Annotated in this window: 21 protein-coding genes; 14 read left to right on the forward strand and 7 right to left on the reverse strand. The window is 67.9% G+C overall.

The features are described from left to right. Window positions 1–33 precede the first annotated feature (33 nt). From MNR01_RS15205 to MNR01_RS15230, 6 genes are all read left to right on the forward strand, one after another. Window positions 34–750 carry a response regulator transcription factor gene (locus tag MNR01_RS15205; RefSeq protein ID WP_158733290.1) on the forward strand — a complete coding sequence of 239 codons (717 nt, stop codon included), beginning with the start codon at window positions 34–36 and terminating at the stop codon, window positions 748–750. 12 nt (window positions 751–762) lie between these two features. After that, entirely contained in the window at window positions 763–2,034 is a 1,272-nt protein-coding gene (locus tag MNR01_RS15210; RefSeq protein ID WP_241918596.1) for a HAMP domain-containing sensor histidine kinase, read from the forward strand. A gap of 94 nt (window positions 2,035–2,128) precedes the next feature. Then, window positions 2,129–3,700 (forward strand): efflux RND transporter periplasmic adaptor subunit, encoded by a 1,572-nt coding sequence (locus tag MNR01_RS15215; RefSeq protein ID WP_241918597.1) that lies wholly within the window; start codon window positions 2,129–2,131, stop codon window positions 3,698–3,700. Next, entirely contained in the window at window positions 3,697–4,419 is a 723-nt protein-coding gene (locus MNR01_RS15220) for an ABC transporter ATP-binding protein (protein ID WP_241918598.1), read from the forward strand. Before MNR01_RS15215 ends, MNR01_RS15220 begins: the two co-directional genes overlap by 4 nt. Continuing rightward, a complete protein-coding gene (locus MNR01_RS15225) occupies window positions 4,416–5,657 on the forward strand; it encodes an ABC transporter permease (RefSeq protein ID WP_241918599.1) in 1,242 nt (413 codons plus the stop codon). Before MNR01_RS15220 ends, MNR01_RS15225 begins: the two co-directional genes overlap by 4 nt. Before the next feature lie 111 nt (window positions 5,658–5,768). After that, window positions 5,769–6,752 carry an isoaspartyl peptidase/L-asparaginase gene (locus MNR01_RS15230; RefSeq protein WP_241920648.1) on the forward strand — a complete coding sequence of 328 codons (984 nt, stop codon included), beginning with the start codon at window positions 5,769–5,771 and terminating at the stop codon, window positions 6,750–6,752. Window positions 6,753–6,833: 81 nt separating this feature from the next. Here MNR01_RS15230 and MNR01_RS15235 read toward each other — a convergent pair whose 3' ends face one another. Continuing rightward, window positions 6,834–7,136, reverse strand: a complete 303-nt coding sequence (locus tag MNR01_RS15235; RefSeq protein ID WP_241918600.1) for an antibiotic biosynthesis monooxygenase — start codon at window positions 7,134–7,136, stop codon at window positions 6,834–6,836. A gap of 301 nt (window positions 7,137–7,437) precedes the next feature. Between MNR01_RS15235 and MNR01_RS15240 the strand changes: the two genes are divergently transcribed. The 8 genes from MNR01_RS15240 (at window position 7,438) to MNR01_RS15275 (ending at window position 13,143) form a co-directional block, all read left to right on the forward strand. Then, on the forward strand, window positions 7,438–7,818 hold the full coding sequence (locus MNR01_RS15240) for a diacylglycerol kinase (RefSeq protein WP_241918601.1): 381 nt from the start codon (window positions 7,438–7,440) through the stop codon (window positions 7,816–7,818). A gap of 78 nt (window positions 7,819–7,896) precedes the next feature. Beyond that, window positions 7,897–8,634, forward strand: coding sequence for a TerC family protein (locus MNR01_RS15245; RefSeq protein WP_241918602.1), 738 nt, complete (start codon window positions 7,897–7,899; stop codon window positions 8,632–8,634). A gap of 189 nt (window positions 8,635–8,823) precedes the next feature. Beyond that, entirely contained in the window at window positions 8,824–9,462 is a 639-nt protein-coding gene (locus MNR01_RS15250; protein WP_241918603.1) for a LemA family protein, read from the forward strand. 44 nt (window positions 9,463–9,506) lie between these two features. Continuing rightward, window positions 9,507–10,397 (forward strand): YgcG family protein, encoded by an 891-nt coding sequence (locus MNR01_RS15255; RefSeq protein ID WP_241920649.1) that lies wholly within the window; start codon window positions 9,507–9,509, stop codon window positions 10,395–10,397. A gap of 1 nt (window position 10,398) precedes the next feature. After that, window positions 10,399–10,887 carry a TPM domain-containing protein gene (locus tag MNR01_RS15260; RefSeq protein WP_241918604.1) on the forward strand — a complete coding sequence of 163 codons (489 nt, stop codon included), beginning with the start codon at window positions 10,399–10,401 and terminating at the stop codon, window positions 10,885–10,887. Window positions 10,888–10,927: 40 nt separating this feature from the next. Continuing rightward, window positions 10,928–11,812, forward strand: a complete 885-nt coding sequence (gene lgt / locus MNR01_RS15265; RefSeq protein ID WP_241918605.1) for a prolipoprotein diacylglyceryl transferase — start codon at window positions 10,928–10,930, stop codon at window positions 11,810–11,812. Window positions 11,813–11,838: 26 nt separating this feature from the next. After that, the gene (locus MNR01_RS15270; protein WP_241918606.1) at window positions 11,839–12,633 is read left to right on the forward strand and encodes a thymidylate synthase; all 795 of its coding nucleotides are present in this window, start codon (window positions 11,839–11,841) and stop codon (window positions 12,631–12,633) included. Window positions 12,634–12,648: 15 nt separating this feature from the next. Further along, window positions 12,649–13,143 carry a dihydrofolate reductase gene (locus tag MNR01_RS15275; RefSeq protein ID WP_241920650.1) on the forward strand — a complete coding sequence of 165 codons (495 nt, stop codon included), beginning with the start codon at window positions 12,649–12,651 and terminating at the stop codon, window positions 13,141–13,143. 64 nt (window positions 13,144–13,207) lie between these two features. Here the strand turns inward: MNR01_RS15275 and MNR01_RS15280 are convergent, their stop codons facing one another. The 6 genes from MNR01_RS15280 to lptD form a co-directional block, all read right to left on the reverse strand. Continuing rightward, the gene (locus MNR01_RS15280; protein WP_241918607.1) at window positions 13,208–14,218 is read right to left on the reverse strand and encodes a symmetrical bis(5'-nucleosyl)-tetraphosphatase; all 1,011 of its coding nucleotides are present in this window, start codon (window positions 14,216–14,218) and stop codon (window positions 13,208–13,210) included. 16 nt (window positions 14,219–14,234) lie between these two features. Beyond that, entirely contained in the window at window positions 14,235–14,618 is a 384-nt protein-coding gene (apaG, locus tag MNR01_RS15285; RefSeq protein WP_241918608.1) for a Co2+/Mg2+ efflux protein ApaG, read from the reverse strand. Between the two features lie 168 nt (window positions 14,619–14,786). Then, on the reverse strand, window positions 14,787–15,614 hold the full coding sequence (rsmA, locus tag MNR01_RS15290) for a 16S rRNA (adenine(1518)-N(6)/adenine(1519)-N(6))-dimethyltransferase RsmA (protein ID WP_241918609.1): 828 nt from the start codon (window positions 15,612–15,614) through the stop codon (window positions 14,787–14,789). Then, window positions 15,611–16,624 carry a 4-hydroxythreonine-4-phosphate dehydrogenase PdxA gene (gene pdxA / locus MNR01_RS15295; protein ID WP_241918610.1) on the reverse strand — a complete coding sequence of 338 codons (1,014 nt, stop codon included), beginning with the start codon at window positions 16,622–16,624 and terminating at the stop codon, window positions 15,611–15,613. The genes rsmA and pdxA overlap by 4 nt, the downstream gene beginning before the upstream one ends. Window positions 16,625–16,632: 8 nt before the next feature. Then, complete coding sequence (locus tag MNR01_RS15300; RefSeq protein ID WP_241918611.1) at window positions 16,633–18,003, reverse strand: peptidylprolyl isomerase; 1,371 nt, start codon at window positions 18,001–18,003, stop codon at window positions 16,633–16,635. After that, on the reverse strand, window positions 18,000–20,477 hold the full coding sequence (lptD, locus tag MNR01_RS15305; RefSeq protein ID WP_241918612.1) for an LPS assembly protein LptD: 2,478 nt from the start codon (window positions 20,475–20,477) through the stop codon (window positions 18,000–18,002). The genes MNR01_RS15300 and lptD overlap by 4 nt, the downstream gene beginning before the upstream one ends. Window positions 20,478–20,609 lie beyond the last annotated feature (132 nt).

Raw genomic sequence — 20,609 nt, forward strand, 5'->3', positions numbered from 1 at the left:
CCTTCACAAAGCTGAAGGGTTGGAGGGGTTTGCATGCAGGGTACCGGCACAAGGGACGGCGGTCTGGTCCTGATCGTGGAGGACAACCGCAACATCTCGGAGATGGTCGGCGAGTATCTGGAGGGCCGCGGCTTCGAGGTGGACTATGCCAGCGACGGCCTCGACGGCTACCGCCTGGCGACCGAGAACAATTATGACGTCGTCGTACTGGATCTGATGCTGCCACGCATGGACGGCGTGGAGTTGTGCAAGAAGCTGCGCGAGGAGGCGCGCAAGTCGACGCCGGTGCTGATGCTGACCGCGCGCGACACGCTCGACGAGAAGCTCACGGGCCTGGGGGCGGGGGCGGACGATTACCTGACCAAGCCGTTCGCGATCCAGGAACTGGAAGCGCGCCTGCGCGCGTTGATCCGGCGTGAGCGACGGCAGGTCGGTGGCGAGGTACTCAAGGTCGCCGATCTCGTGCTCGATCCGGCCAGCCTGCGGGTGACCCGCGGCGGCAGCGAACTGCAGCTCTCGCCGATCGGCCTGCGCCTGCTGACCATCCTCATGCGCGAATCGCCGCGCGTGGTCAGCCGCCAGGAGATCGAACGCGAGATCTGGGGCAACGGCCTGCCCGATTCGGACACGTTGCGCAGTCACCTGTACAACCTGCGCAAGACGATCGACAAGCCGTTCGACAAGCAGTTGCTGCATACCGTGCAAAGTGCCGGCTACCGCGTCGCCGACATTTCGCAGCCGCCCGAGTAACGCGGCGGCGCCATGCGGCACGGACTTCCGCGCAGGATCAAGCTTGCGTTCATCACGCAGGCATTGATCGGCAGCATCGTGATCACGGTGGGCATCCTGCTCGCCGGCGTGATCGTGCGCCAGGAGGTCATCGAGCAGCGTGTGCGGCAGGAAGCACAGGCGTTCTGGAAGGCCTACGCGGCCGATCCCCACCACCGGTTGCCGAGCAGCTCGACGATGTCGGGCTACGTCGTGATCCCTGGGCAGGCCAGTCCGAAACTGCCGGCCGAGCTGGAGGGACTGGGCACGGGCGTGCAGCGGCTGCCCGACAGCCGCAGCCTGGTCTACGTCGACCGCCGCCCGCAGGGAACGCTGTACCTGGTGTTCTCGGCATGGATGGCCGACCAGTCGGTGCTGATGACCGGGCTGGTCTCGCTGCTGCTGTCGCTGCTCACCAGCGGTGTGCTGATCTGGCTGACCTATCGGACCTCCAAGCGACTGGTCACGCCGGTGAGCTGGCTGGCCAACCAGGTCGCGCACTGGGATCCGCGCGACCCCGATGCCAGCGCGATCGCGCCGGCGCGGTTGCCGGCCGATGCCAGTGACGAGGTGCGCAAGCTGTCGAAGGCGCTGACGGGATTGTCGGAGCGCGTCGGCGATTTCGTCCGCCGCGAGCGCAACTTCACCCGCGATGCCAGCCATGAACTGCGCACGCCGCTGACGGTCATTCGTGTTGCCACCGACCTGATGCTGGCCGACCCCGAAACCAGCCCGCGCGCGCAGCGCTCGCTGGCGCGCGTGCAACAGGCCGGCCGCGACATGGAGTCGGTGATCGAGGCCTTCCTGATCCTCGCCCGCGAAGCCGACGTGGCGCCGCAGAGCGAGGAGTTCGAAGTGCGCGACATCGTCGCCGGCGAAGTCGAGCGGATCCGGCCGATGCTGGCCGGGCGACCGGTGGAGGTGCTGCTGCACGACGAGGGTGGCCCGCGACTGGTCGCGCCGCCGCACGTGCTGCGGGTCATGGTCGGCAACCTGCTGAGCAATGCCGTGCGTTTCACCGGCAGCGGCCAGATCGAAGTGCGGGTGATGCCCGATCGCGTGGTGATCCGCGACAGTGGCATCGGCATGTCGCCGGAGGTGCTGGCCAAGGCCTTCGATCCGTTCTTCCGTGCCGAGTTTGCCGAAAGCGACGGCAAGGGCATGGGCCTGTCGATCGTGCGCCGGCTCGGCGAACGCTTCGGCTGGCCGGTGAGCCTGGCCAGTGAGCCGGGGCAGGGCACGACAGCGGTGATCCGGTTCCAGTAACGTGATGACAGCGGGCTGAACCATTCGGCCCGGTTGCTGTCAACGCAACGCCACTCCAGGCGTTGGTGCCGGCATAACCCATGAATCGAGCCAAATGAGCGCAGCCCGCAAGTCCGTCCAGCCGTCGAACCCCCGCAAGCCCAATGTGTGGATCCGTCGCGGCATTGCCGCTGCCGTCGTGCTCGCGCTTGCGGGCGGTGGCTACTGGTATGTCCGCCAGCGCGATGCCGAAGCCGCCACCGGTGCGTATCGCACCGCGCCGGTCGAGCGCGGCGACATCCGAGTCGCCATTTCCTCGACCGGCACGCTCAGCGCGATCTCCACCGTCACCGTCGGCAGCCAGATTTCCGGCCAGGTGACCGACGTGCTGGTCGACTTCAACGACCAGGTCAAGCGCGGCCAGGTGATCGCCCGCATCGATCCCAAGACCTACCAGGCCCAGATCGCCCAGGGCAATGCGCAGATCGCCAATGCGCGCGCGGCGCTGTCGCAGGCGCAGGCGTCGCTGGTCAATGCCGAACTGGACTACCGTCGCAAGGCCGACCTCGGCGCGCGCCAACTGGTCGCACGCAGCGATGTCGACCTGGCCCGGGCCGCCCTCGACCAGGCGCGCGCGCAGGTGAACGCGGCGCAGGCCTCGATCCAGCAACAGACCGCTTCGACCGAAACCACGCAGGTCAATCTCGACCGCACCGTGATCCGCTCGCCGGTCGATGGCGTCGTGCTGACGCGCAGCATCGAGCCGGGTCAGACCGTGGCAGCCAGCCTGCAGGCGCCGGAGCTGTTCAAGATCGCCGAGGACCTGGCGAAGATGAAGATCGAACTGGCCGTCGATGAGGCCGACATCGGCCAGGTCCGCACCGGCCAGGGCGTCTCGTTCACCGTCGATGCGTTCCCCGACCGCCAGTTCCGCGGCACCGTCGAGCAGGTGCGCCTGTCGGCGACGACGACGAACAATGTCGTGACCTATCCGGTCGTGGTGACCGTCGACAACAGCGACGGCACGCTGCTGCCGGGCCTGACGGTCAACGCCGAGATCGAAGTGAGCCGGCGCGACGACGTCCTGAAGGTGTCCAACGCCGCGCTGCGCTTCAAGCCGGCCGATGACGCCGCCAACGCCACGGCCGCGGCGCCGCAGGGCGGCCGCCAGGGCGGCAGTGGCGTCATCGACGACCTCACGCGCACCGCTTCCACGCTCAATCTCAATGCCTCCCAGCAGGCTGCGTTCGATGCCGCCGTGGCGTCGGTGCGCGAGCGCCAGGCGGCGCGCCAGGCACAGGCGGCGCAGGCCGGTGGCGGCAATCGCCTGTTTGGCGGTGGCGGTGGCGGTGGCGGCGGACGCGGCGGCGGTGGTCCGGTCGTGGTCGGCGGCGGCAGTGGCTCGGGCAACCTGCAGGCGCAGATGCGCCAGCGCATTGCCGACCGCTTCCGCGAGGACTTCTCCGAATTCCGTGCCGGCCTCGACGCAACGCAACAGGGCAAGTGGGACGGCGCCCTGTCGGCGTTGCTCAATGCCAAGCGCGCGCCGCTGTACCGACTGGCCGCGGGCAAGCCGGAAATGCTGATGGTGCGCATCGGCGCCAGCGACGGCAGCAGCACCGAGGTGTCGGGCGGCGGCCTCAAGCAGGGCGACCTGATCGTGACCGGCGAGCGGGCCAAGCAATGAGCGCCACCGCCGCCATTTCGGCCGACACCGCGCCGGCGGTGATCCTCACGCGCGGCTTGTGCAAGACCTACTCGGCGCATACCGAGGCCGAGGTGCAGGCATTGCGTGACGTCGACCTGCGCATCGATCGCGGCGAATTCGTCGCGATCATGGGCCCTTCGGGGTCGGGCAAGTCGACACTGATGAACCTGATTGGTTGCCTCGACACGCCAACGGCCGGCAGCTACCACTGCGATGGCGTCGACGTGTCGACACTCGATCCCGAGGAGCTGGCGGTCCTGCGCCGCGACAAGATCGGTTTCGTCTTCCAGGGCTTCAACCTGCTGCCGCGGATGAGCGCACTGGAGAACGTGGCGATGCCGCTGGGCTACGCGCAGGTGCCGCCGCAAGAGCGGCTCGAGCGCGCCCGTGCCGCGCTGGTCTCGGTCGGCCTGGGCGAACGTGTCGGCCATCGCCCCAGCGAACTGTCCGGCGGCCAGCAGCAGCGCGTGGCCATTGCGCGCGCGCTGATCAACCAGCCGCCGATCCTGCTCGCCGACGAGCCCACCGGTGCGCTCGACAGCAAGACCGGCGAGGAGATCCTGGCGCTGTTCAAGCGCCTTCGCGATGACAACCACACCGTGGTGCTGATCACCCACGATGCCGAGGTCGCCGCGCATGCCGACCGCATCTACGTGATGCGCGACGGTGAGCTGCACGCGCAGGAGGATGCGCCGTGAATTTTTCCGACATCCTGCGCACGGCCATCCATGCCCTGCGCGGCAACTGGATGCGCAGCGCGCTGACTTCGCTGGGCGTGATCATCGGCATTGCCGCGGTGATCGTGATGGTGTCGGTGGGACAGGGCACCCAGGCCGAGATCGACAAGATGGTGTCGGGGCTGGGTTCGCAGCGCCTGGACATCAGCTCCGGCGCCGGCCGCGGTCCGGGCGGTGGCGGTGCGCGCATGAGCGCGTCGAGCTTCTTCACCCTCAACGAGGGCGACGTCGAGGCGATCCGCAGCGAAGTCCCGGAAGTGCAGTACGTCGCCGGTGCGCTGCGCGGCAGCACCCAGGTGGTGTACGCGGAGAACAATGCCTCGACCAGCTGGCAGGGCGTGCAGCCGGACTTCTTCGACATCAACGGCTGGGTCATCGGCAACGGCGACGGATTCGACGCGCAGGACTACACCAGCGCCGGCAAGGTGGTGATCCTCGGCGAGACGGTGCGACGCACGCTGTTCGGCGACGACCCGGGTGTCGGCCAGACCATTCGCCTGGGGCGCGTGCCGTTCACCGTGGTGGCCACGCTCAAGCCCAAGGGCCAGGGCGGCTTCGGCCAGGACCAGGACGACGTGGTGATGGTGCCGCTGCAGACCGCGCGCCGCCGCCTGATGGGCGCGATGGGCCTGCCCGCCGGTGCGGTGACGCAGATCGCGTTGACGGTGGCCGACGCCAAGGACCTCAGCTACGCCCAGGGCGAAGTGGAGGCGCTGCTGCGCCAGCGCCACCGCATCAAGCCCGGCGACGATGACGACTTCAACGTGCGCAACATTTCCGAGATCGTCGCCACGCGCACGGCGACGACGCGGTTGATGTCGCTGCTGCTGGGCGCGGTGGCGACGATTTCGCTGATCGTCGGTGGCATCGGCATCATGAACATCATGCTGGTCTCGGTGACCGAGCGCATCCGCGAGATCGGCCTGCGCATGGCGGTCGGAGCGGGGCCGTCGGACGTGCGCCGGCAGTTCCTCGCCGAGGCGATGCTGATCTCGCTGATCGGCGGTGCGCTGGGGATAGCGATCGGTGTCGTCGGGGCGTTGCTGGTCGGCAAGTTCGGCTCGCTGCCGGTGGCATTGAACGGCCAGGTGATCGCGCTCGCGGCGAGCTTCTCGATCATGACCGGGTTGTTCTTCGGCTATTACCCGGCACGCAAGGCCTCGCAGCTGGATCCGATCGAGGCGCTGCGGCAGCAGTAAGGGTGCCGGGATGAGAGCGGGAGTTCGGCGTTATGCTCTGGCTTCCTCGCCGGACTCCGACCCATGCGCCTGCCGAACCTGATTTCGCTCCCGCTGCTCGCCCTCGCAACGATGACCGTCAACGCTCATGCCGCCGACAAGCCCGCCGCGCCGAAAACGGCGCTGGTGATCCACGGCGGCGCCGGCTTCGTGCCCAAGGATTCGATCAGCGAGGAGGAGCGTCGCGCCTACCATACCGCGCTCAACCGCGCGCTCGATGCCGGCAACGCCGTGCTCAAGCGCGGTGGCAGCGCGCTCGATGCGGTGACCGCGGCGGTGGTGGTGATGGAGGACGCGCCGCAGTTCAACGCCGGCAAGGGCGCGGTGTTCAATGCCAAGGGCGGGCATGAACTCGATGCGGCGATCATGGAAGGCCATACCCGCCGTGCCGGCTCGGTCGCCGGCGTGACCACGATCAAGAACCCGATCAAGCTCGCACGCACGGTCATGGAGCACAGCGCGCACGTGATGCTTGCCGGCGCCGGTGCGGAAGCCTTTGCAGACACACGCCCCGAGATCGAGCGTGTACCCAACCACTGGTTCGACACCGACAAGCGTCGCCAGCAACTGGAAAAGGCGCAGCGTGAAGAGGCGGCCAAGGGCAAGCGCGAGGCCAGCCTCGTTGACGACGCGCCGACCTACTTCGGCACCGTCGGCGCGGTCGCGCTCGATGCGCAGGGCCACATCGCCGCCGCCACCAGCACCGGCGGCATGACCAACAAGAAGTGGGGCCGGGTCGGCGACGCGCCCATCATTGGAGCCGGCACCTGGGCCGACGACGGCTGCGGCGTTTCCGGCACCGGCTGGGGCGAGTTCTACATCCGCAATGCGGTCGCGCACGACATCTGCGCGCGTGTGGCCTACCGCGGCGATTCGCTGCAGGCCGCGGCCGAGGAAGTGGTCAACCGGATCGTTCCCGCCGCCGGCGGCGACGGCGGCGCCATTGCCATGGACCGCCAGGGCAACATCGCCATGCCGTTCAACAGCGGCAGCATGTTCCGCGGCTGGATCAGGACCGACGGTAGTCGCGGTACGGCGATCCACGAGGCGGAGTAGCCCCCCTCCCTCGTCGCCTGGCGGCCGAAGGCGACGTGTCCCTGTCCCTGGGCCTCGCAGGGGTGGGCAGTTCGCCCCGGCTCAGTGCGGCAGCTTGCTGGCCAGCAGGTCGACCCGGTCGATCTGCGGGGGCTGCGAAAGCAGCTCGTCGGCGCGCTCCATCAGCGCCGCCGCAATGGGTCCGTCCAGGTGCGCCTGGCGGCCGGCCTCGGTGTCGAAGGTGTCGTAGATGCCGAAGCTGCTCGGGCCGAAGCGCAGGGCGAACCAGGTGCGTGTCGCCGGTTCGGCTTCCGCCAGCGGCAGGGCGCTGCGAAGGAACTGTTCCAGCTGGTCTTCCTTGCCGGGTTTGGCCTCTAGCCGTGCCAGCAGAGCGCAGCGGGACATGGCGTGTACTCCGGGACGACGGGGCCCCTCAGGCTAGGCCGCTGCACGCTAACGGCACGCGAAAAACACGCTATCCGGGCATGACAGGGGGCCGTTCATGCGGCCGCGGGGCAGCGGCGCGGGGCTTGTGGCAAAATCGGCCCCCTGCCGCGGCCGCAGGTCGCGCCTTCACATCCTTTCCAGACGTGCATCCATGTCGATCTTCGAGCTGTCCCAGCACTTGTGCGAGCCGCCGGAGTGCCGTCAGGGTGGCGCGGGTGCGCCGGTCGTTGTTTCCCGTCCGGCGGCCTGAGCGACCGACATGGCTGATGAATTCGGGCACATGCCGCGCGGCCCCGCGCGCGTACTGAAAGCTGCCAGGTGGTCGATGCAGGGGCTGCGCGCGGCCTGGCTGCACGAGTCGTCGTTCCGGCTCGAGGTGTACCTGTTCGTGGTGCTTGCACCGCTGGGCTGGTGGCTGGGGCAGACCGCAGTGGAGCGCGTGCTGCTGATCGGTTCGGTATTGCTGGTGCTGAGCATCGAGTTGCTCAACTCGGCAGTGGAGGCGGTGATCGAGCGTTACGGTCCCGAGTTCCACGAGCTGGCCGGCCGGGCCAAGGACATGGGCTCGGCGGCGGTGTTCGTGCTGATGATGAATGTAGTGCTGACCTGGGGTGCGATCGTCGTGCCCCGCCTGTGGTGACGGGCCGGGCATGAACCGGACGTTTGCCGCTCGCATCCAAGACAAGACTCCCAAAAGCCAAAGTGCAGGAAACCGCAAGTGATTGTTGAGCTGCTGACCGATCCGCAGGTGTGGATCACCCTCGTTACCTTGAGCGCCATCGAGATCGTGCTCGGTATCGACAACCTCGTCTTCATTTCGATCGCGGTCAGCAAGCTGCCCTACACGCAGCGCGAGAAGGCACGCAAGTTCGGCATTGCCGTGGCCTGCATCACCCGCATCGCGCTGCTGCTGACGCTGGCCTGGCTGGCCGGCCTGACCCACGATTTGTTCACCATGTTCGGCCAGGGCGTTTCAGTGCGCGACCTGGTGCTGATCCTCGGCGGCGCCTTCCTGCTGGTGAAGGGTACGATGGAGATCAAGGACCTGGTCGTCGGCGAAGGCGAGGCCGAGGACATCCACACCAAGCCGGTCGCCTCGTTCATGGGCGTGATCGCGCAGATCGCGGTGATCGACATCGTGTTCTCGCTCGACTCGGTCATCGCCGCGGTCGGCATGGCCAACCACACGCCGGTGATGGTCGCGGCGATCCTGCTCGCGGTCGCCGTGATGCTGCTGGCGTCCAAGCCGCTGGGCAACTTCATCGACCACAACCCGACGATCAAGATGCTGGCGCTGGCCTTCATCGTGCTGGTCGGCGTGTACCTGATTGCCGATGGCTTCGAGATGCACATCCCGAAGGGTTACATCTACGGCGCGATGGGCTTCTCGGCGCTGGTCGAGTGCCTGAACCTGTGGTCCAAGCGGCGCGCACAGCGCCGCCTGCAGCCCGAATAACCGCTGGCGTAGCTGGCGTAGCCCGGGTAAGCGAAGCGCACCCGGGGTACCGGACGCAGAACCCGGGTGCGCTTCGCTTACCCGGGCTACCCGGGTTGGTTACGCGATCGTTATTCGCGCGACGTTGTTTGCATGCCGCCTCCGTAGGTGCTGCAATGCCGGCCAATGTCACGGAAGGAGTTGCGCGTCATGACCCGGGTTGTCCAAACGTTCGTACTGGTCCTTATGGCCGTCATGCTCAGTGGCTGCGGCTACAACACCATCCAGGCGAAGGACGAGGCGGTGAAGGCTGCCTGGTCGCAGGTGCTCAATGTCTACAAGCGCCGTGCCGACCTGGTGCCGAACCTCGTCGCGACGGTCAAGGGCTACGCCAGCCACGAGCAGCAGGTGCTGACCCAGGTCACCAACGCACGCGCGAAGGTCGGCAGCATCAATGTCAACGCCGATGATCCGGCGTCGCTGGCGCAGTTCCAGCAGGCGCAGGGTGAACTGCAGGGCGCGCTCAACCGCCTGCTGGTGGTCAGCGAGAACTATCCGCAGCTCAAGGCCGACCAGAACTTCCTGCAGCTGCAGGCGCAGCTGGAAGGCACCGAGAACCGCATCACCGTCGAACGCCAGCGTTACATCGGCACGGTGCAGGACTACAACACCTACATCCGCCAGTTCCCGACCAACCTCACGGCGATGATGTTCGGCTACAAGCCCAAGCCGAACTTCACGGTCGAGAACGAGGCGCAGATCCAGGAAGCGCCGAAGGTCGAGTTCGGCGAGCCGGCGCAGCCGCCGCAACAGCAACCGCAGCAGCAGCCGGCACCGGCCAACGGCTGAGTCCGGGTGAGGCGTAGCGGAGCATTGCCGTGAGCTGGCGGCGCCTGCGGGTGTCGGTCGCGATCGTCGCGGGCGCGCTGTTGCTCGCGCTCGTCCCGGTGCAGGCACAACAGGTGGCGGCGATCCCGGCGATGACCTCGCCGGTGGTCGACACGACCGGCACGATCGATGCCGCCACCCGTCAGCGGCTCGAGGCCCAGGCGCTGGCATTGCAGCAGCGCAAGGGCAGCCAGCTGCAGGTGCTGGTGGTGCCGACCACGATGCCCGAGGACATCGCCCAGTACGCGGTGCGCGCGTTCGACCAGTGGAAGGTCGGGCGCAAGGGTGTCGACGATGGCGTCCTGCTGGTGGTCGCCAAGGACGACCGCCGCGTGCGCATCGAGGTCGGCTACGGCCTGGAAGGCGCGATCCCGGATGCCACCTCCGCACGCGTGATCCAGGAATACCTGGTGCCGAAATTCCGTGCCGGCGACTATGCCGGCGGCATCACGGACGCCACCGGCGCCCTGGTCAAGCTGATCGACGGCGAGCCGTTGCCGGCGCCGATGGCCGAGCACCGCGCCGGGCGCGGCAATCGTGGCGGCGGCTGGCTGTTCGCGCTGTTCGTCGCCTTCATCGTCGGCCAGGTCGCGCGCGGCATCTTCGGCCGGGCGCCGTCGCTGCTGCGCGGCGTGATCGGCGCGGGTGCGGCCGGCGGCATCGCCTGGCTGATCTCCTCGATGGTCGTGGTCGGCGGGATCGGTGCCGCGATCGGCTTCTTCATGGGCCTGGCCAGCCTGCCGTCGGGGCGCTATGCGCGCGATCGTGGCCATGGCGGCTTCGGTGGCTGGGGTGGCGGCGGATTCGGTGGCGGCGGCGGGGGCTTCGGCGGCGGTGGCGGCTGGGGTGGTGGCGGTGGCATGAGCGGGGGCGGTGGCGCCTCCGGGAGCTGGTGACATGCGGCTGTTCAAACACCTGTTCCCACCATCGGCCAAGCGCCTGTTCCCCAGCGAGAGCCTGCAGCGCATCGCCACGGCCATTGCCGACAGCGAGCTGCGCCATACCGGCGAGATCTGCTTTGCGGTCGACCCGAGCCTGCATCCGCGCCAGGTACTGGCGGGGGTGGAGGCGCGCGAGCAGGCGGCCGAGGTATTCGCACGGCTGCGGGTGTGGGACACGCAGGCCAACAACGGCGTGCTGCTGTACCTGCTGCTGGCCGACCATCGCATCGAGATCGTCGCTGACCGCGGCTTCGAAGGTCGCGTCAGCGCCGAGCAGTGGCGCGGCGTGTGCCAGCTGATCGAAGAGCGCCTGCGGGCCGGTGAAGCCGAGGCGGGCGTGCTGGCCGGTGTCGAGGCACTGTCGGCGCTGCTGGTCGAGCATTTCCCCCGCGGCGAAGGGCAGCACGACAGCAACGAGCTGCCGGACCTGCCGTACATCCTCTAGGGCACAATAGGCATCACGCCGTCCGGACACGAACCGCCGCATGACAGTCCTGCACCAGATCGATCCGATCGCCTTCCATCTCGGCCCGCTGCAGGTGCACTGGTACGGAATCATGTACCTGCTGGGCTTCGCCGCCGCCTGGTGGCTGGGCCGCAGCCGGGTCCGCGCCGGGCGCCTGCCCGGGGTCAACGAACAGGCCTATGGCGACCTGCTGTTCTACGGGATGCTCGGCGTCGTGCTGGGCGGGCGGCTGGGCTACGTCTTCTTCTACTCCTTCCCGGCGCTGCTGGCCGATCCGCTGATGCTGCTGCGAATCTGGGAAGGCGGCATGAGCTTCCACGGCGGGCTGCTCGGCGTGGTCGCCGCCGCCTGGTGGTGGTCGCGCCGGCATCGCCTGCACCTGTTTGACACGGTCGATTTCATCGCACCGCTGGTGCCGCCGGGGCTGGGCTTCGGCCGCCTGGGCAACTACATCGGCGGCGAGTTGTGGGGCAAGTTCACCGACGCCGGCTGGGGCGTGGTGTTCCCGCGCGCGCCGGAGTTCGCCCGGACCAGCATGGAGCAGATCCAGAGCCAGTTCGCCACCGGCGCGCTCGATCGCTATGCGCGCCATCCGTCGCAGCTCTACCAGGCGCTGCTCGAAGGCCTGGTGATGTTCCTGGCGCTGTGGTGGTTCTCCAGCAAGCCGCGCCCGCGCTATGCGGTGTCGGGCCTGTTCGCGCTGCTGTACGGCTGCTTCCGCTTCCTGATCGAGTTCGTGCGCATGCCCGACGAGCAGATCGGTTACCTCGCCTTCGGCTGGCTGACGATGGGGCAGGTGCTGAGCCTGCCGCTGATCGCGCTGGGCCTGTTCTGGTTGTGGTGGTCGCGGCGCCAGCCGACGCTGCAGCCGCAACCGCTGGCCGTGCCGCCCGGCGCGGGCTGAGTTCCTGGACCGGATGACTGGCTGAAATGAAGCAATACCTCGACCTGCTGCGCCACGTCCTCGAAAGCGGCAGCGACAAGGCCGACCGCACCGGCACGGGCACGCGCAGCGTGTTTGGCTGGCAGATGCGCTTCGACCTCGCCGAAGGCTTCCCGCTGGTCACGACCAAGAAGCTGCACCTGCGCTCGATCGTGCACGAGCTGCTGTGGTTCCTGCAGGGCGAAACCAGCATCGCCTACCTGAAGGACAACAAGGTCAGCATCTGGGACGAATGGGCCGACGCCGATGGCGAGCTCGGACCGGTCTACGGCAAGCAGTGGCGACGCTGGGCCGGGGCCGACGGCATCGAGATCGACCAGATCCGCTGGGTGGTCGAGGAGATCAAGCGCAACCCGGACTCGCGTCGCCTGATCGTCTCGGCGTGGAATGTCGCCGACCTGCCGCGCATGGCGCTGATGCCGTGCCACACGATGTTCCAGTTCTACGTCGCCAACGGCAAGCTCAGCTGCCAGCTGTACCAGCGCAGTGGCGACATCTTCCTCGGCGTGCCGTTCAACATCGCCAGCTATGCGCTGCTGACGCACATGGTCGCGCAGGTGTGCGGCCTGGGCGTGGGCGACTTCGTGCATACGCTCGGCGACGCACACCTGTACTCGAACCATTTCGAGCAGGCCCGCGAGCAGCTCTCGCGGACCCCGCGCGCGCTGCCTACGCTGCGGCTCAATCCGGACGTGCGCGACATCTTCGGCTTCCAGTACGACGACATCGCGATCGAGCATTACGATCCGCTGCCGGCGATCAAGGCGCCGGTGGCGGTCTGAATGCCGTTGCCGCCGATCGATTTCGTCCTCATCGCGGCGCACGACCGCAACCGCGCCATCGGTCGCGACAACGACCTGCCGTGGCGCTTGCCTGATGACCTCAAGCGCTTCAAGGCGCTGACGATGGGCAAGCCGGTGCTGATGGGGCGCAAGACCGCGCAGTCCCTCGGGCGCGCGCTGCCCGGGCGCCTCAACCTGGTGCTGACGCGCTCGGGGCAGGTGCCGTTCGGAGGGATGCAGGCGGTGGCGTCCATCAGGGAGGCGATGGGCATTGCCGAGGCCGCCGGTGCGCCGGCGCTGTGCGTGATCGGCGGGGGCGAGGTCTATGCGCAGTGCCTGCCGCTGGCAACAAGACTGCACATGACCCATGTCGACACCGTCGTCGATGGGGCCGATGCCTTTTTTCCGGTCATGCAAGAGACGCTGTGGCGTGTCGTGGCGCGCGAACGGCATGAGGCGGACGCAAAGCACGCCCACGCCTTCGAGTTCATCGATTACGTGCGCGCCTGATCAGCACAGCGGCGTCGCTATGACCCCGTCTTCGCGGGGATGACGGAAGTCGCTTGCTGCGCGGTCAGTCCTGGTCGGTTTCCACGGGCGGCGGCGGGGCCGCGGGTTCGTTCTGGCGCTGCCTGCCTTGCCCGCCATTGCCCTGGCCGCGTTGCTGCCCCTGGCGCGGCTGTCCGCCCTGCGGCTGGCGCTGCTGGCGTTGGCGGTTGCGATCATCGGCGTGGTACGGCGGACGCGGTCGCGGCGGTGTCGCGGGAACATCGCGTCCGGCGACCTGCACCAGGCGCAGCTCATCGGTGTCGAGCTGCAGCGCGGTGAGCTTGCCGCCCCACACCGCACCGGTATCGATGGCGTGGACGCCGTGGCCGATGAACAGTCCCAGCGTCGACCAGTGGCCGCAGACGATCTTGAGGTCGCGCTCCACGCGTCCGGGCACTTCGTACCAGGGGTACAGTCCGGCCGGCTGGGTGCCGGGGCTGCCCTTGTCCTCGAACGAGATGCGGCCGCGCGGCGTGCAGTAACGCAGGCGCGTGAACACGTTGATGATCGCGCGGTGACGCTCGACGCCGGCCAGCTTGGGATGCCAGGCGGGCTTGTCGCCGTACATGTTCTTGAGCAGGCGACGGAACTGGTCACCGTGCAGGCGCTCCTCGATCTCGCGGGCGAAGCGCTCGGCCATCTGCGTGGACCACTGCGGCGCCAGCGCGGCGTGGACCATCATCCAGCCCAGCCTGCGATCGGCGTGGACCAGTTTCTGCATGCGCAGCCAGGTCAGCAGTTCGTCGCGGTCTTCGGCCAGCACGATGCGCTGCAGGTCCTGGTTGACCTTGCGCTGTTCGTCCTCGCGCCGTTCGCCTATCGCCAGCAGCGACAGGTCGTGGTTGCCCAGCACGACCACGCTGTTGGCGCGCAGCGAGTGGACCAGGCGCAGGGTTTCCAGCGATTGTCCGCCGCGGTTGACCAGGTCGCCGCAGAACCACAGCTGGTCGCGCGCCGGGTCGAAAGCGATCTTTTCCAGCAGGCGCTGGGTCGCGTCGTAGCAGCCTTGCAGATCGCCGATGGCCCAGGTGGTCATGTGCTGATGGGCCCGGTCAGTGCAACGTTCGCGGCACGGACAGGCTGAAGGCCGGAATCGGCGCATCGAACTGCGTGCCATCGTCGGCGAGCATGTGGTAGCTGCCTTCCATCATGCCGTGGCTGGTTTCCAGCACGGCGCCGGAGGTGTATTCGAAGTCGTCGCCGGGCCGCAGGTACGGCTGTTCGCCGACCACGCCCTCACCCTCGACTTCCTGGATCTTGCCGTTGCTGTCGGTGATCAGCCAGCGACGGCTGAGCAGGCGTGCCGACACGCGGCCGCTGTTGCGGATGCTGATCGTGTAGGCAAAGACATAACGGTCCTGGCCAGGCTCGGACTGGTCATCGAGGTAACGGGTGGCGACGGAGACGTCGACGGCGTAATCGGTACTGCGTTCCATGCCGACAGTGTAGGGCGAGGCGTCGAAAATTGGTCAACGTTGTGTGCACGGGTGTCGAAATGGCCGGGCCGGGGACCGGTCTACACGAGGTGCGGTGTGGTTCGCTGCCCGGCGGCGGCGTCAAAGCGGCCTGCATTGAAGGGGCGTTCATTGACGTTGGACTGCCTGTCACGCGTGATCTGTTCGCGCGGGCGCCGCGGCCAGCGAGTTGGCAAGGCGGACGAAATCGGCGACTTCGATCTGTTCGGCGCGTGCGTCCGGGCGCACGCCGACCGCCTCGATCGCGGCCGCATCGCACAGTTTCGACAGCGCATTGCGAAGGGTCTTGCGTCGCTGCCCGAATGCGTCGCGCACGACCGCGGTGAACATCGCCGGATCCGCCACGTCAATGGTTTCGGGCGCACGCGGCACCAGGCGCACCACCGCAGAATCGACCTTCGGCGGCGGCTTGAACGCAGCCGGCGGGACGTCGAACAGCGGGGTCACGTGGCAATAGGCCTGCAGCATCACGCCCAGCCGCCCGTAGACCTTGCTGCCCGGGCCGGCAGCCATGCGGTCGACGACTTCCTTCTGCAGCATGAAGACCATGTCGCGGATCGCCGCGGCGTGTTCCAGGGCATGGAACAGGATCGGCGAGGACAGGTTGTAGGGCAGGTTGCCGACCAGTCGAATCTGGCCTTCGCCGGCACCGCTCCTGGCGACCGCACTGAAGTCGACGGTGAGCACGTCGCGGTGGATCACCTCCAGCGTGCCGTGCGCGCGTGCGGCATCGGTCAGCGGGAAGATCAGGTCGCGATCGAACTCGATCACGGTCAGCTCGCCATGGCGATCGAGCAGCGGGAAAGTGATGGCACCCTGGCCCGGACCGATCTCGACCAGGCGATCGCCCGGCTTGGGGTCGACGGCCTGCACGATCATGTCGATGATCCGGCGGTCGTGCAGGAAGTGCTGGCCGAGGTGTTTCTTTGCCGGCTCGGTGAAGTGGCGCGTGCTCATGCGGGCGTGCTCTTGGAAGTTGTGCCCATGACCGGAGCGCTGCGCCGGACACGGGCGATGCGGGCACAGGTGTCGGCGGCGGCGAACAGGCTCGACGGGTCGGCCACGCCCTGGCCGGCCAGTTCCAGCGCCGTGCCGTGGTCGACGGCGACGCGCGGGTAGGGCAGGCCGAGGGTGAGGTTCACCGCGTGCTCGAAGCCGCTGTACTTCAGCACGGGCAGTCCCTGGTCGTGGTACATCGCCACCACCGCGTCGAAGCCGCGCAACTTGGCCGGCAGGAACGCCGTGTCGGCGGGCAACGGGCCGACCAGTTGCAGGCCCTGCGCGCGCAGCGCGGCCATCGCCGGTTCGATGATGTCCAGCTCCTCGCGGCCGAGGTGGCCGGCTTCGCCGGCATGCGGGTTCAGGCCGAGCACGGCGATCACCGGCTCGATGATGCCGAAGTCGTCGCGCAGCGCGGCGTGGGTTGTCAGCAGCACATCCGTCAGTGCCGGCGCGGTGATGGCGTCGGCGACGGCGCGCAGCGGCAGGTGGGTCGTTACCAGGGCGACGCGGACGATGTCGTTGGCGAGCATCATCACGACCTCGCGGCCGGCCTGTCGTGCAAGCAGTTCGGTGGTGCCGCTGTAGGCAATGCCGCCTTCGTTGATCACGGCCTTGTGCACCGGGCCGGTGACCATGCCGTCGAAATGACCTTCCAGGCAGCCCTCGGCAGCCTGCAGCAGGGCAGTGATAACCGCCTGCGCATTGCGCGGATCGGGATGGCCGAACGCCGGCACGACGGCATTGGGCAGATCGACCAGGGCCAGTTCGCCGGGCTCGAGTGCCGGCTGCCCGGGCGGGCGCAGTTGCAGCGGCAGGCCCAGGGCGGCGGCGGCGGCGTGGAGGCTGCGCGCGTCGGCGAAGGCCGTCAGTGAGTAATCACGTGGGCGCTGTGCGAGGCGTACGCACAGCTCCGGTCCTACACCCGCCGGCTCGCCCGGCACCAGCGCGAGCCGAACAGGGTTCATCGGGTCGCTCAGCTGCCGCTGGTGGGTGCCGCGGCCGGTGTGGCAGGCGTGGCAGGCTCTGCGGCCTTGCCGACGCGGACGTCGACGAAGGCCTCCCCGCGCATTTCGCGCAGGTAGCGGTTCCACTCGTCCTCGAGCTTGCGACGGCCGATGGTTTCCTGGATCTGGGCGCGGCGGTTGCGGTCGCCGACGTCGGTTTCACGGGAGCCTTCGAGCTTGATGACGTGCCAGCCCGCCTGGGTGCGGACCGGAGACGAGACCTGGCCCGGCTGCAGGCCGGCGACCGCCGAACCGAACTCCGGACCGTATTCGTCACGGGTGAACCAGCCCAGCTCACCGCCCTTGCCGCGCGAGCTGGCGTCGTCGGAATTCTCCTGGGCGAGCAGGGCGAAATCGGCGCCGCCGGCCAGTCGGGCCTGCAGGGTGGTGGCCTTGGCCTTGGCCTTGGCATCGTCGGTGGTGCTGTCGACACGCACCAGGATGTGGCGGGCCTGGTACTGCGTGACCATCGCCGGGGCGGCCTGCGAGGCGTCGCGGGTCTCGACCAGCTTGACCAGCTGGAAGCCGCTGGGGCCGCGGATCGGCGCGGTGACATCGCCCACGTTCATGCTGCGCATCAGCGTCGCGAAGGCCTGCGGGATCTCGTCGACGCTGCGCCAGCCCAGGTCGCCGCCTTCCAGCGCGTTGGGGCTGTCGGAGTAGCGCACCGCGGCCGCGGCGAAGTCCATCTCGCCCTTGTCGATCAGGGCCTTGACGCCCTCGACCTTCTTCTGCGCGACGGCAATCTGCTCGGCAGTGGCGCCTTCCGGCAGCTGCACCAGGATGTGGGCGAGGTGGTACTGGTTGCCGCTGTTGGCCTGGGCGGCCATGGCGGCGTCGATCTCGGAGTCGCTGACCGTGACGCGGCTCTGCGCGAAACGCTGGCGCAGGCGCTGGATCAGCAGTTCATCGCGGATCGAGGTGCGGAAATCGGCGTAGGAGGTGCCTTCACGGGCCAGCTGCTGGCGCAGCTGCTCCGGGCTGACCCGGTTCTGCTGGGCGATGCCGGCGATGGTCTGGTCGACTTCCTGGTCGGTCACCCGGACGCCGGTGCTGGCGGCGCGGGCCACCTGCAGCTTGACCAGGACCAGACGCTCTAGCACCTGGCGCTCGAGCACGTCGCGCGGCGGCAGCTGGTTCTCGCGGCCGGCGTACTGGCCGAGGATGTTGGCGACGGCGCGGTCGAGCTCGCTCTTGAGGATCACGTCCTCGTCGACGACGGCAGCGATGCCGTCCATGGGCTGAACCGAGCTGGAGGGCTCCTGGGCCAGGGCGGTCGCCAGCGGCAGGGCGCCGGAGAGCACCGCGACGGCAAGGGCGGACGCGAGTAGTTTCTTCATAGGGTCGGGTCGGGAGTTGATTCGACTTGGCCGCCGCCGTTGTTCAGGCGCTCCGCGGAGCTGGGCGGCACGAGATAGAGGTCATCGCGGTTGTAGCCGAGGATACCACGGCGCAGGGCGCGCTCTACGTTCTGCCCGGCCGAGCCCAGGCCCTTGAGTTCAAACTCGAACATGATGCGGGTATCCAGTTCGCCATCGCGATTGCGGAGGTAGCGGCGGCCGACCAGGCGGGCGGCCAGGCAGCAGCTTTCCCATTGGACACCGGCGATCGCCTCAAGTTGCTTCTTGTCGAGGATCGAGTAGTAGTAGCGCCCGACCACGCTCCAGGTGCGGTTGATCGGGTACAGGAAGGAGAAGTCGGCCTGTTCCAGCAGGTCCTTGCTCTCCGGCGGGTCGATGCCCGGGCGGAAGCTGGCGTTGCGGCGGTAGCGGTAACCGAAGTTGACCACGCCGTTGTTGTCGAAGATGTAGCGCGCCCGGAAGCTGGTCATGTCCTCGGCACGGTACTTCGGATTCCACATGTAGGTGCCCGATAGCGTCCAGCGGTCGCTCGGGCTGACGCTGGCGTCAGCGATCCAGGCCGACTTGCCCTGCTCGATCGGCGCCTCGTTGGGCAGGGTGACCCGGCTGTCGTCGAAGTAGAAGATCTGCCCCAGGCTCGCCGCCAGCCGCTCCTGGCCGGTTTCCTCGCTGATCAGGCGCGTGGTCAGGGCGGCGGTCAGCTGGTTGGCATCGGCCTGGCGGTCGGCGCCGGTATAGCGGTTGTCGCGGAACAGCTGGCCCCAGCTGAACGTGGTCGCGCCCGTGTCGTAGATCGACAGCCCGGACTGGTCGCGGTAGGGAACGTTCAGGTAATAGATGCGCGGTTCGAGCGTATTGAGGTAGCCGTCGCCACGGATGGTGGTGTTGCGGTCGAAATACAGGCCGGCATCAACCGAGGTGATCGGCAGGCTGCGGCTCTGATTGCTGTCGTTGAACTGCTGGATCAGCTCGGGGGTCACCGTCCCGCCGTAGCGGCGGACGAACTCGGTGGCCCGCTCGAAGCCGTTTCCGTCCATCTGGTAGGCGGTATAGCGCCAGGCAAGCTTGGGTCGGATGAACCAGCTCGCGCCTTCCAGCGGCATGGCGATGAAAGGCTTTACGTCGAAGCGCGAGCCGCCCAGGAACTCGGTGTGCTGGAAGCGCACCAGTTCGGAGTCCACGCCCGCCTGAAGCCAGGTTCCAAACGGTTGCGCCCAGTGCGCATAGGCGCGAGGCAGGCGGTCGAAGGCGAGGCTGGCGTCGGTCAGGGTGTAGTCGGCCAACTGGTAGTGGTCGGCCATCAGGCTGGCTTCCCAGTACCGGCCGCGCCCATACAGGCCCGCGTCGCTGCGGATCGAGTAGTTCGAGATGCCGTACAGGCTGCTGCTGAAGTCCTCGAAGTAGTGCGTGTCGCTGACCCAGCCCAGGTTGGTGTTGGCGTACCAGGCGCTGTTGAGGTTGTGGCTGGCCGTCAATGCGAACTGGCCGCGATTGTCTTCCGGCAGCGTGGCACCCGGGATCGGATTGCCGTTGATGTCGTTGAGATAGCGATCGGGCTCGTTGCCCGGCAGGTCGTCCTTCGGCATCCAGTTGCCGTACACCTCGCCCCGGCCGTTCGGGTACAGCCAGCGGAACTCGGCGCCGAGCAGGCTGCCGCGGTCGCTCATGTAGCGCGGAAAGAGCGTGGCGTCGTAGTTCGGTGCGAGGTTGAGGTAGACCGGCTGCTTCCAGTCAAAACCATTGCGGCCGGAAATCGATAACTGCGGATACAGCAGGCCGGTGCGGCGACGTTCGTCGACCGGGAACATGAACCACGGCACGTACATCACCGGCACCTTGCCGATGCGGATCGTCGCGTTGCGGGCCACGCCCATGCCTTCGGCGGTGTCGATGTCGATGCGGTGCGCGCGCAGTTCCCAGGCGCGCTGGTCGGGGGCGCAGGTGGAGTAGGTCGATTCGACCATGCTGCCCTTGGCGCCATCGAGGTCGATGCGCTGGGCACCGCCGTTGCCGCGACGCTGGGTCAGCTGGTACTGCACGTCCTCGATGCGGTGCTTGTCGGCCGTCTGGTCGCCCTCGGCGCGGGCGGCAGTCACGCGCATGCCCGAGTCCTGGTAGCGGACGTGGCCGATGGCGCTGTACTTGCCGGTTTCCTCGTTGTAGCTGAGCTTGTCGGTGCCCAGGAACTGGTCGCCGCGATTGAGCTTGACGTTGTCCTGGACGACGATGTCCTGGTCATTGGCCGAGCGCTCGAGCTGGCCGCCGTCGATGTCGGTCGGTTCCTGGCCACGCGTGGCCAGGTTGCCCATCGGCGTGGGTGCGTCGTCGAACGACGGCACGGCGTCCACGATCGGGCACAGGCCCCAGTCTTCTCCGTCGCCGTCGGCGGCGTGCGCGGGCAGGGCCAGCGCGATGCACAGCGACAACGGGAGCAGGCGTAGGGATTGGCGCACTCGGGAACCGTCGCTTGGCGTGGGGAAACGGGTCGCTAGCTTGCCGCATCCACTGCAAGCGGGCAACGCGAGCGCCATCATGCCCACATCCTTGTTCATTTCCGCGTCAAGACGCTGTGGCCGATGTGACTT

This window comes from Lysobacter sp. S4-A87 (genome assembly GCF_022637455.1).
In the GTDB taxonomy this organism is placed as follows: domain Bacteria; phylum Pseudomonadota; class Gammaproteobacteria; order Xanthomonadales; family Xanthomonadaceae; genus Lysobacter_J.

What these genes read in the sequence shown, in the direction of transcription:
- MNR01_RS15205 (WP_158733290.1), top strand. Translation starts at nt 34, where the DNA reads ATGCAGGGTACCGGCACAAGGGACGGCGGTCTGGTCCTGATCGTGGAG.
- MNR01_RS15210 (WP_241918596.1), top strand. Translation starts at nt 763, where the DNA reads ATGCGGCACGGACTTCCGCGCAGGATCAAGCTTGCGTTCATCACGCAG.
- MNR01_RS15215 (WP_241918597.1), top strand. Translation starts at nt 2,129, where the DNA reads ATGAGCGCAGCCCGCAAGTCCGTCCAGCCGTCGAACCCCCGCAAGCCC.
- MNR01_RS15220 (WP_241918598.1), top strand. Translation starts at nt 3,697, where the DNA reads ATGAGCGCCACCGCCGCCATTTCGGCCGACACCGCGCCGGCGGTGATC.
- MNR01_RS15230 (WP_241920648.1), top strand. Translation starts at nt 5,769, where the DNA reads ATGACCGTCAACGCTCATGCCGCCGACAAGCCCGCCGCGCCGAAAACG.
- MNR01_RS15235 (WP_241918600.1), bottom strand. Translation starts at nt 7,136, where the DNA reads ATGTCCCGCTGCGCTCTGCTGGCACGGCTAGAGGCCAAACCCGGCAAG.
- MNR01_RS15240 (WP_241918601.1), top strand. Translation starts at nt 7,438, where the DNA reads ATGGCTGATGAATTCGGGCACATGCCGCGCGGCCCCGCGCGCGTACTG.
- MNR01_RS15250 (WP_241918603.1), top strand. Translation starts at nt 8,824, where the DNA reads ATGACCCGGGTTGTCCAAACGTTCGTACTGGTCCTTATGGCCGTCATG.
- MNR01_RS15260 (WP_241918604.1), top strand. Translation starts at nt 10,399, where the DNA reads ATGCGGCTGTTCAAACACCTGTTCCCACCATCGGCCAAGCGCCTGTTC.
- lgt (WP_241918605.1), top strand. Translation starts at nt 10,928, where the DNA reads ATGACAGTCCTGCACCAGATCGATCCGATCGCCTTCCATCTCGGCCCG.
- MNR01_RS15270 (WP_241918606.1), top strand. Translation starts at nt 11,839, where the DNA reads ATGAAGCAATACCTCGACCTGCTGCGCCACGTCCTCGAAAGCGGCAGC.
- MNR01_RS15280 (WP_241918607.1), bottom strand. Translation starts at nt 14,218, where the DNA reads ATGACCACCTGGGCCATCGGCGATCTGCAAGGCTGCTACGACGCGACC.
- apaG (WP_241918608.1), bottom strand. Translation starts at nt 14,618, where the DNA reads ATGGAACGCAGTACCGATTACGCCGTCGACGTCTCCGTCGCCACCCGT.
- rsmA (WP_241918609.1), bottom strand. Translation starts at nt 15,614, where the DNA reads ATGAGCACGCGCCACTTCACCGAGCCGGCAAAGAAACACCTCGGCCAG.
- pdxA (WP_241918610.1), bottom strand. Translation starts at nt 16,624, where the DNA reads ATGAACCCTGTTCGGCTCGCGCTGGTGCCGGGCGAGCCGGCGGGTGTA.
- MNR01_RS15300 (WP_241918611.1), bottom strand. Translation starts at nt 18,003, where the DNA reads ATGAAGAAACTACTCGCGTCCGCCCTTGCCGTCGCGGTGCTCTCCGGC.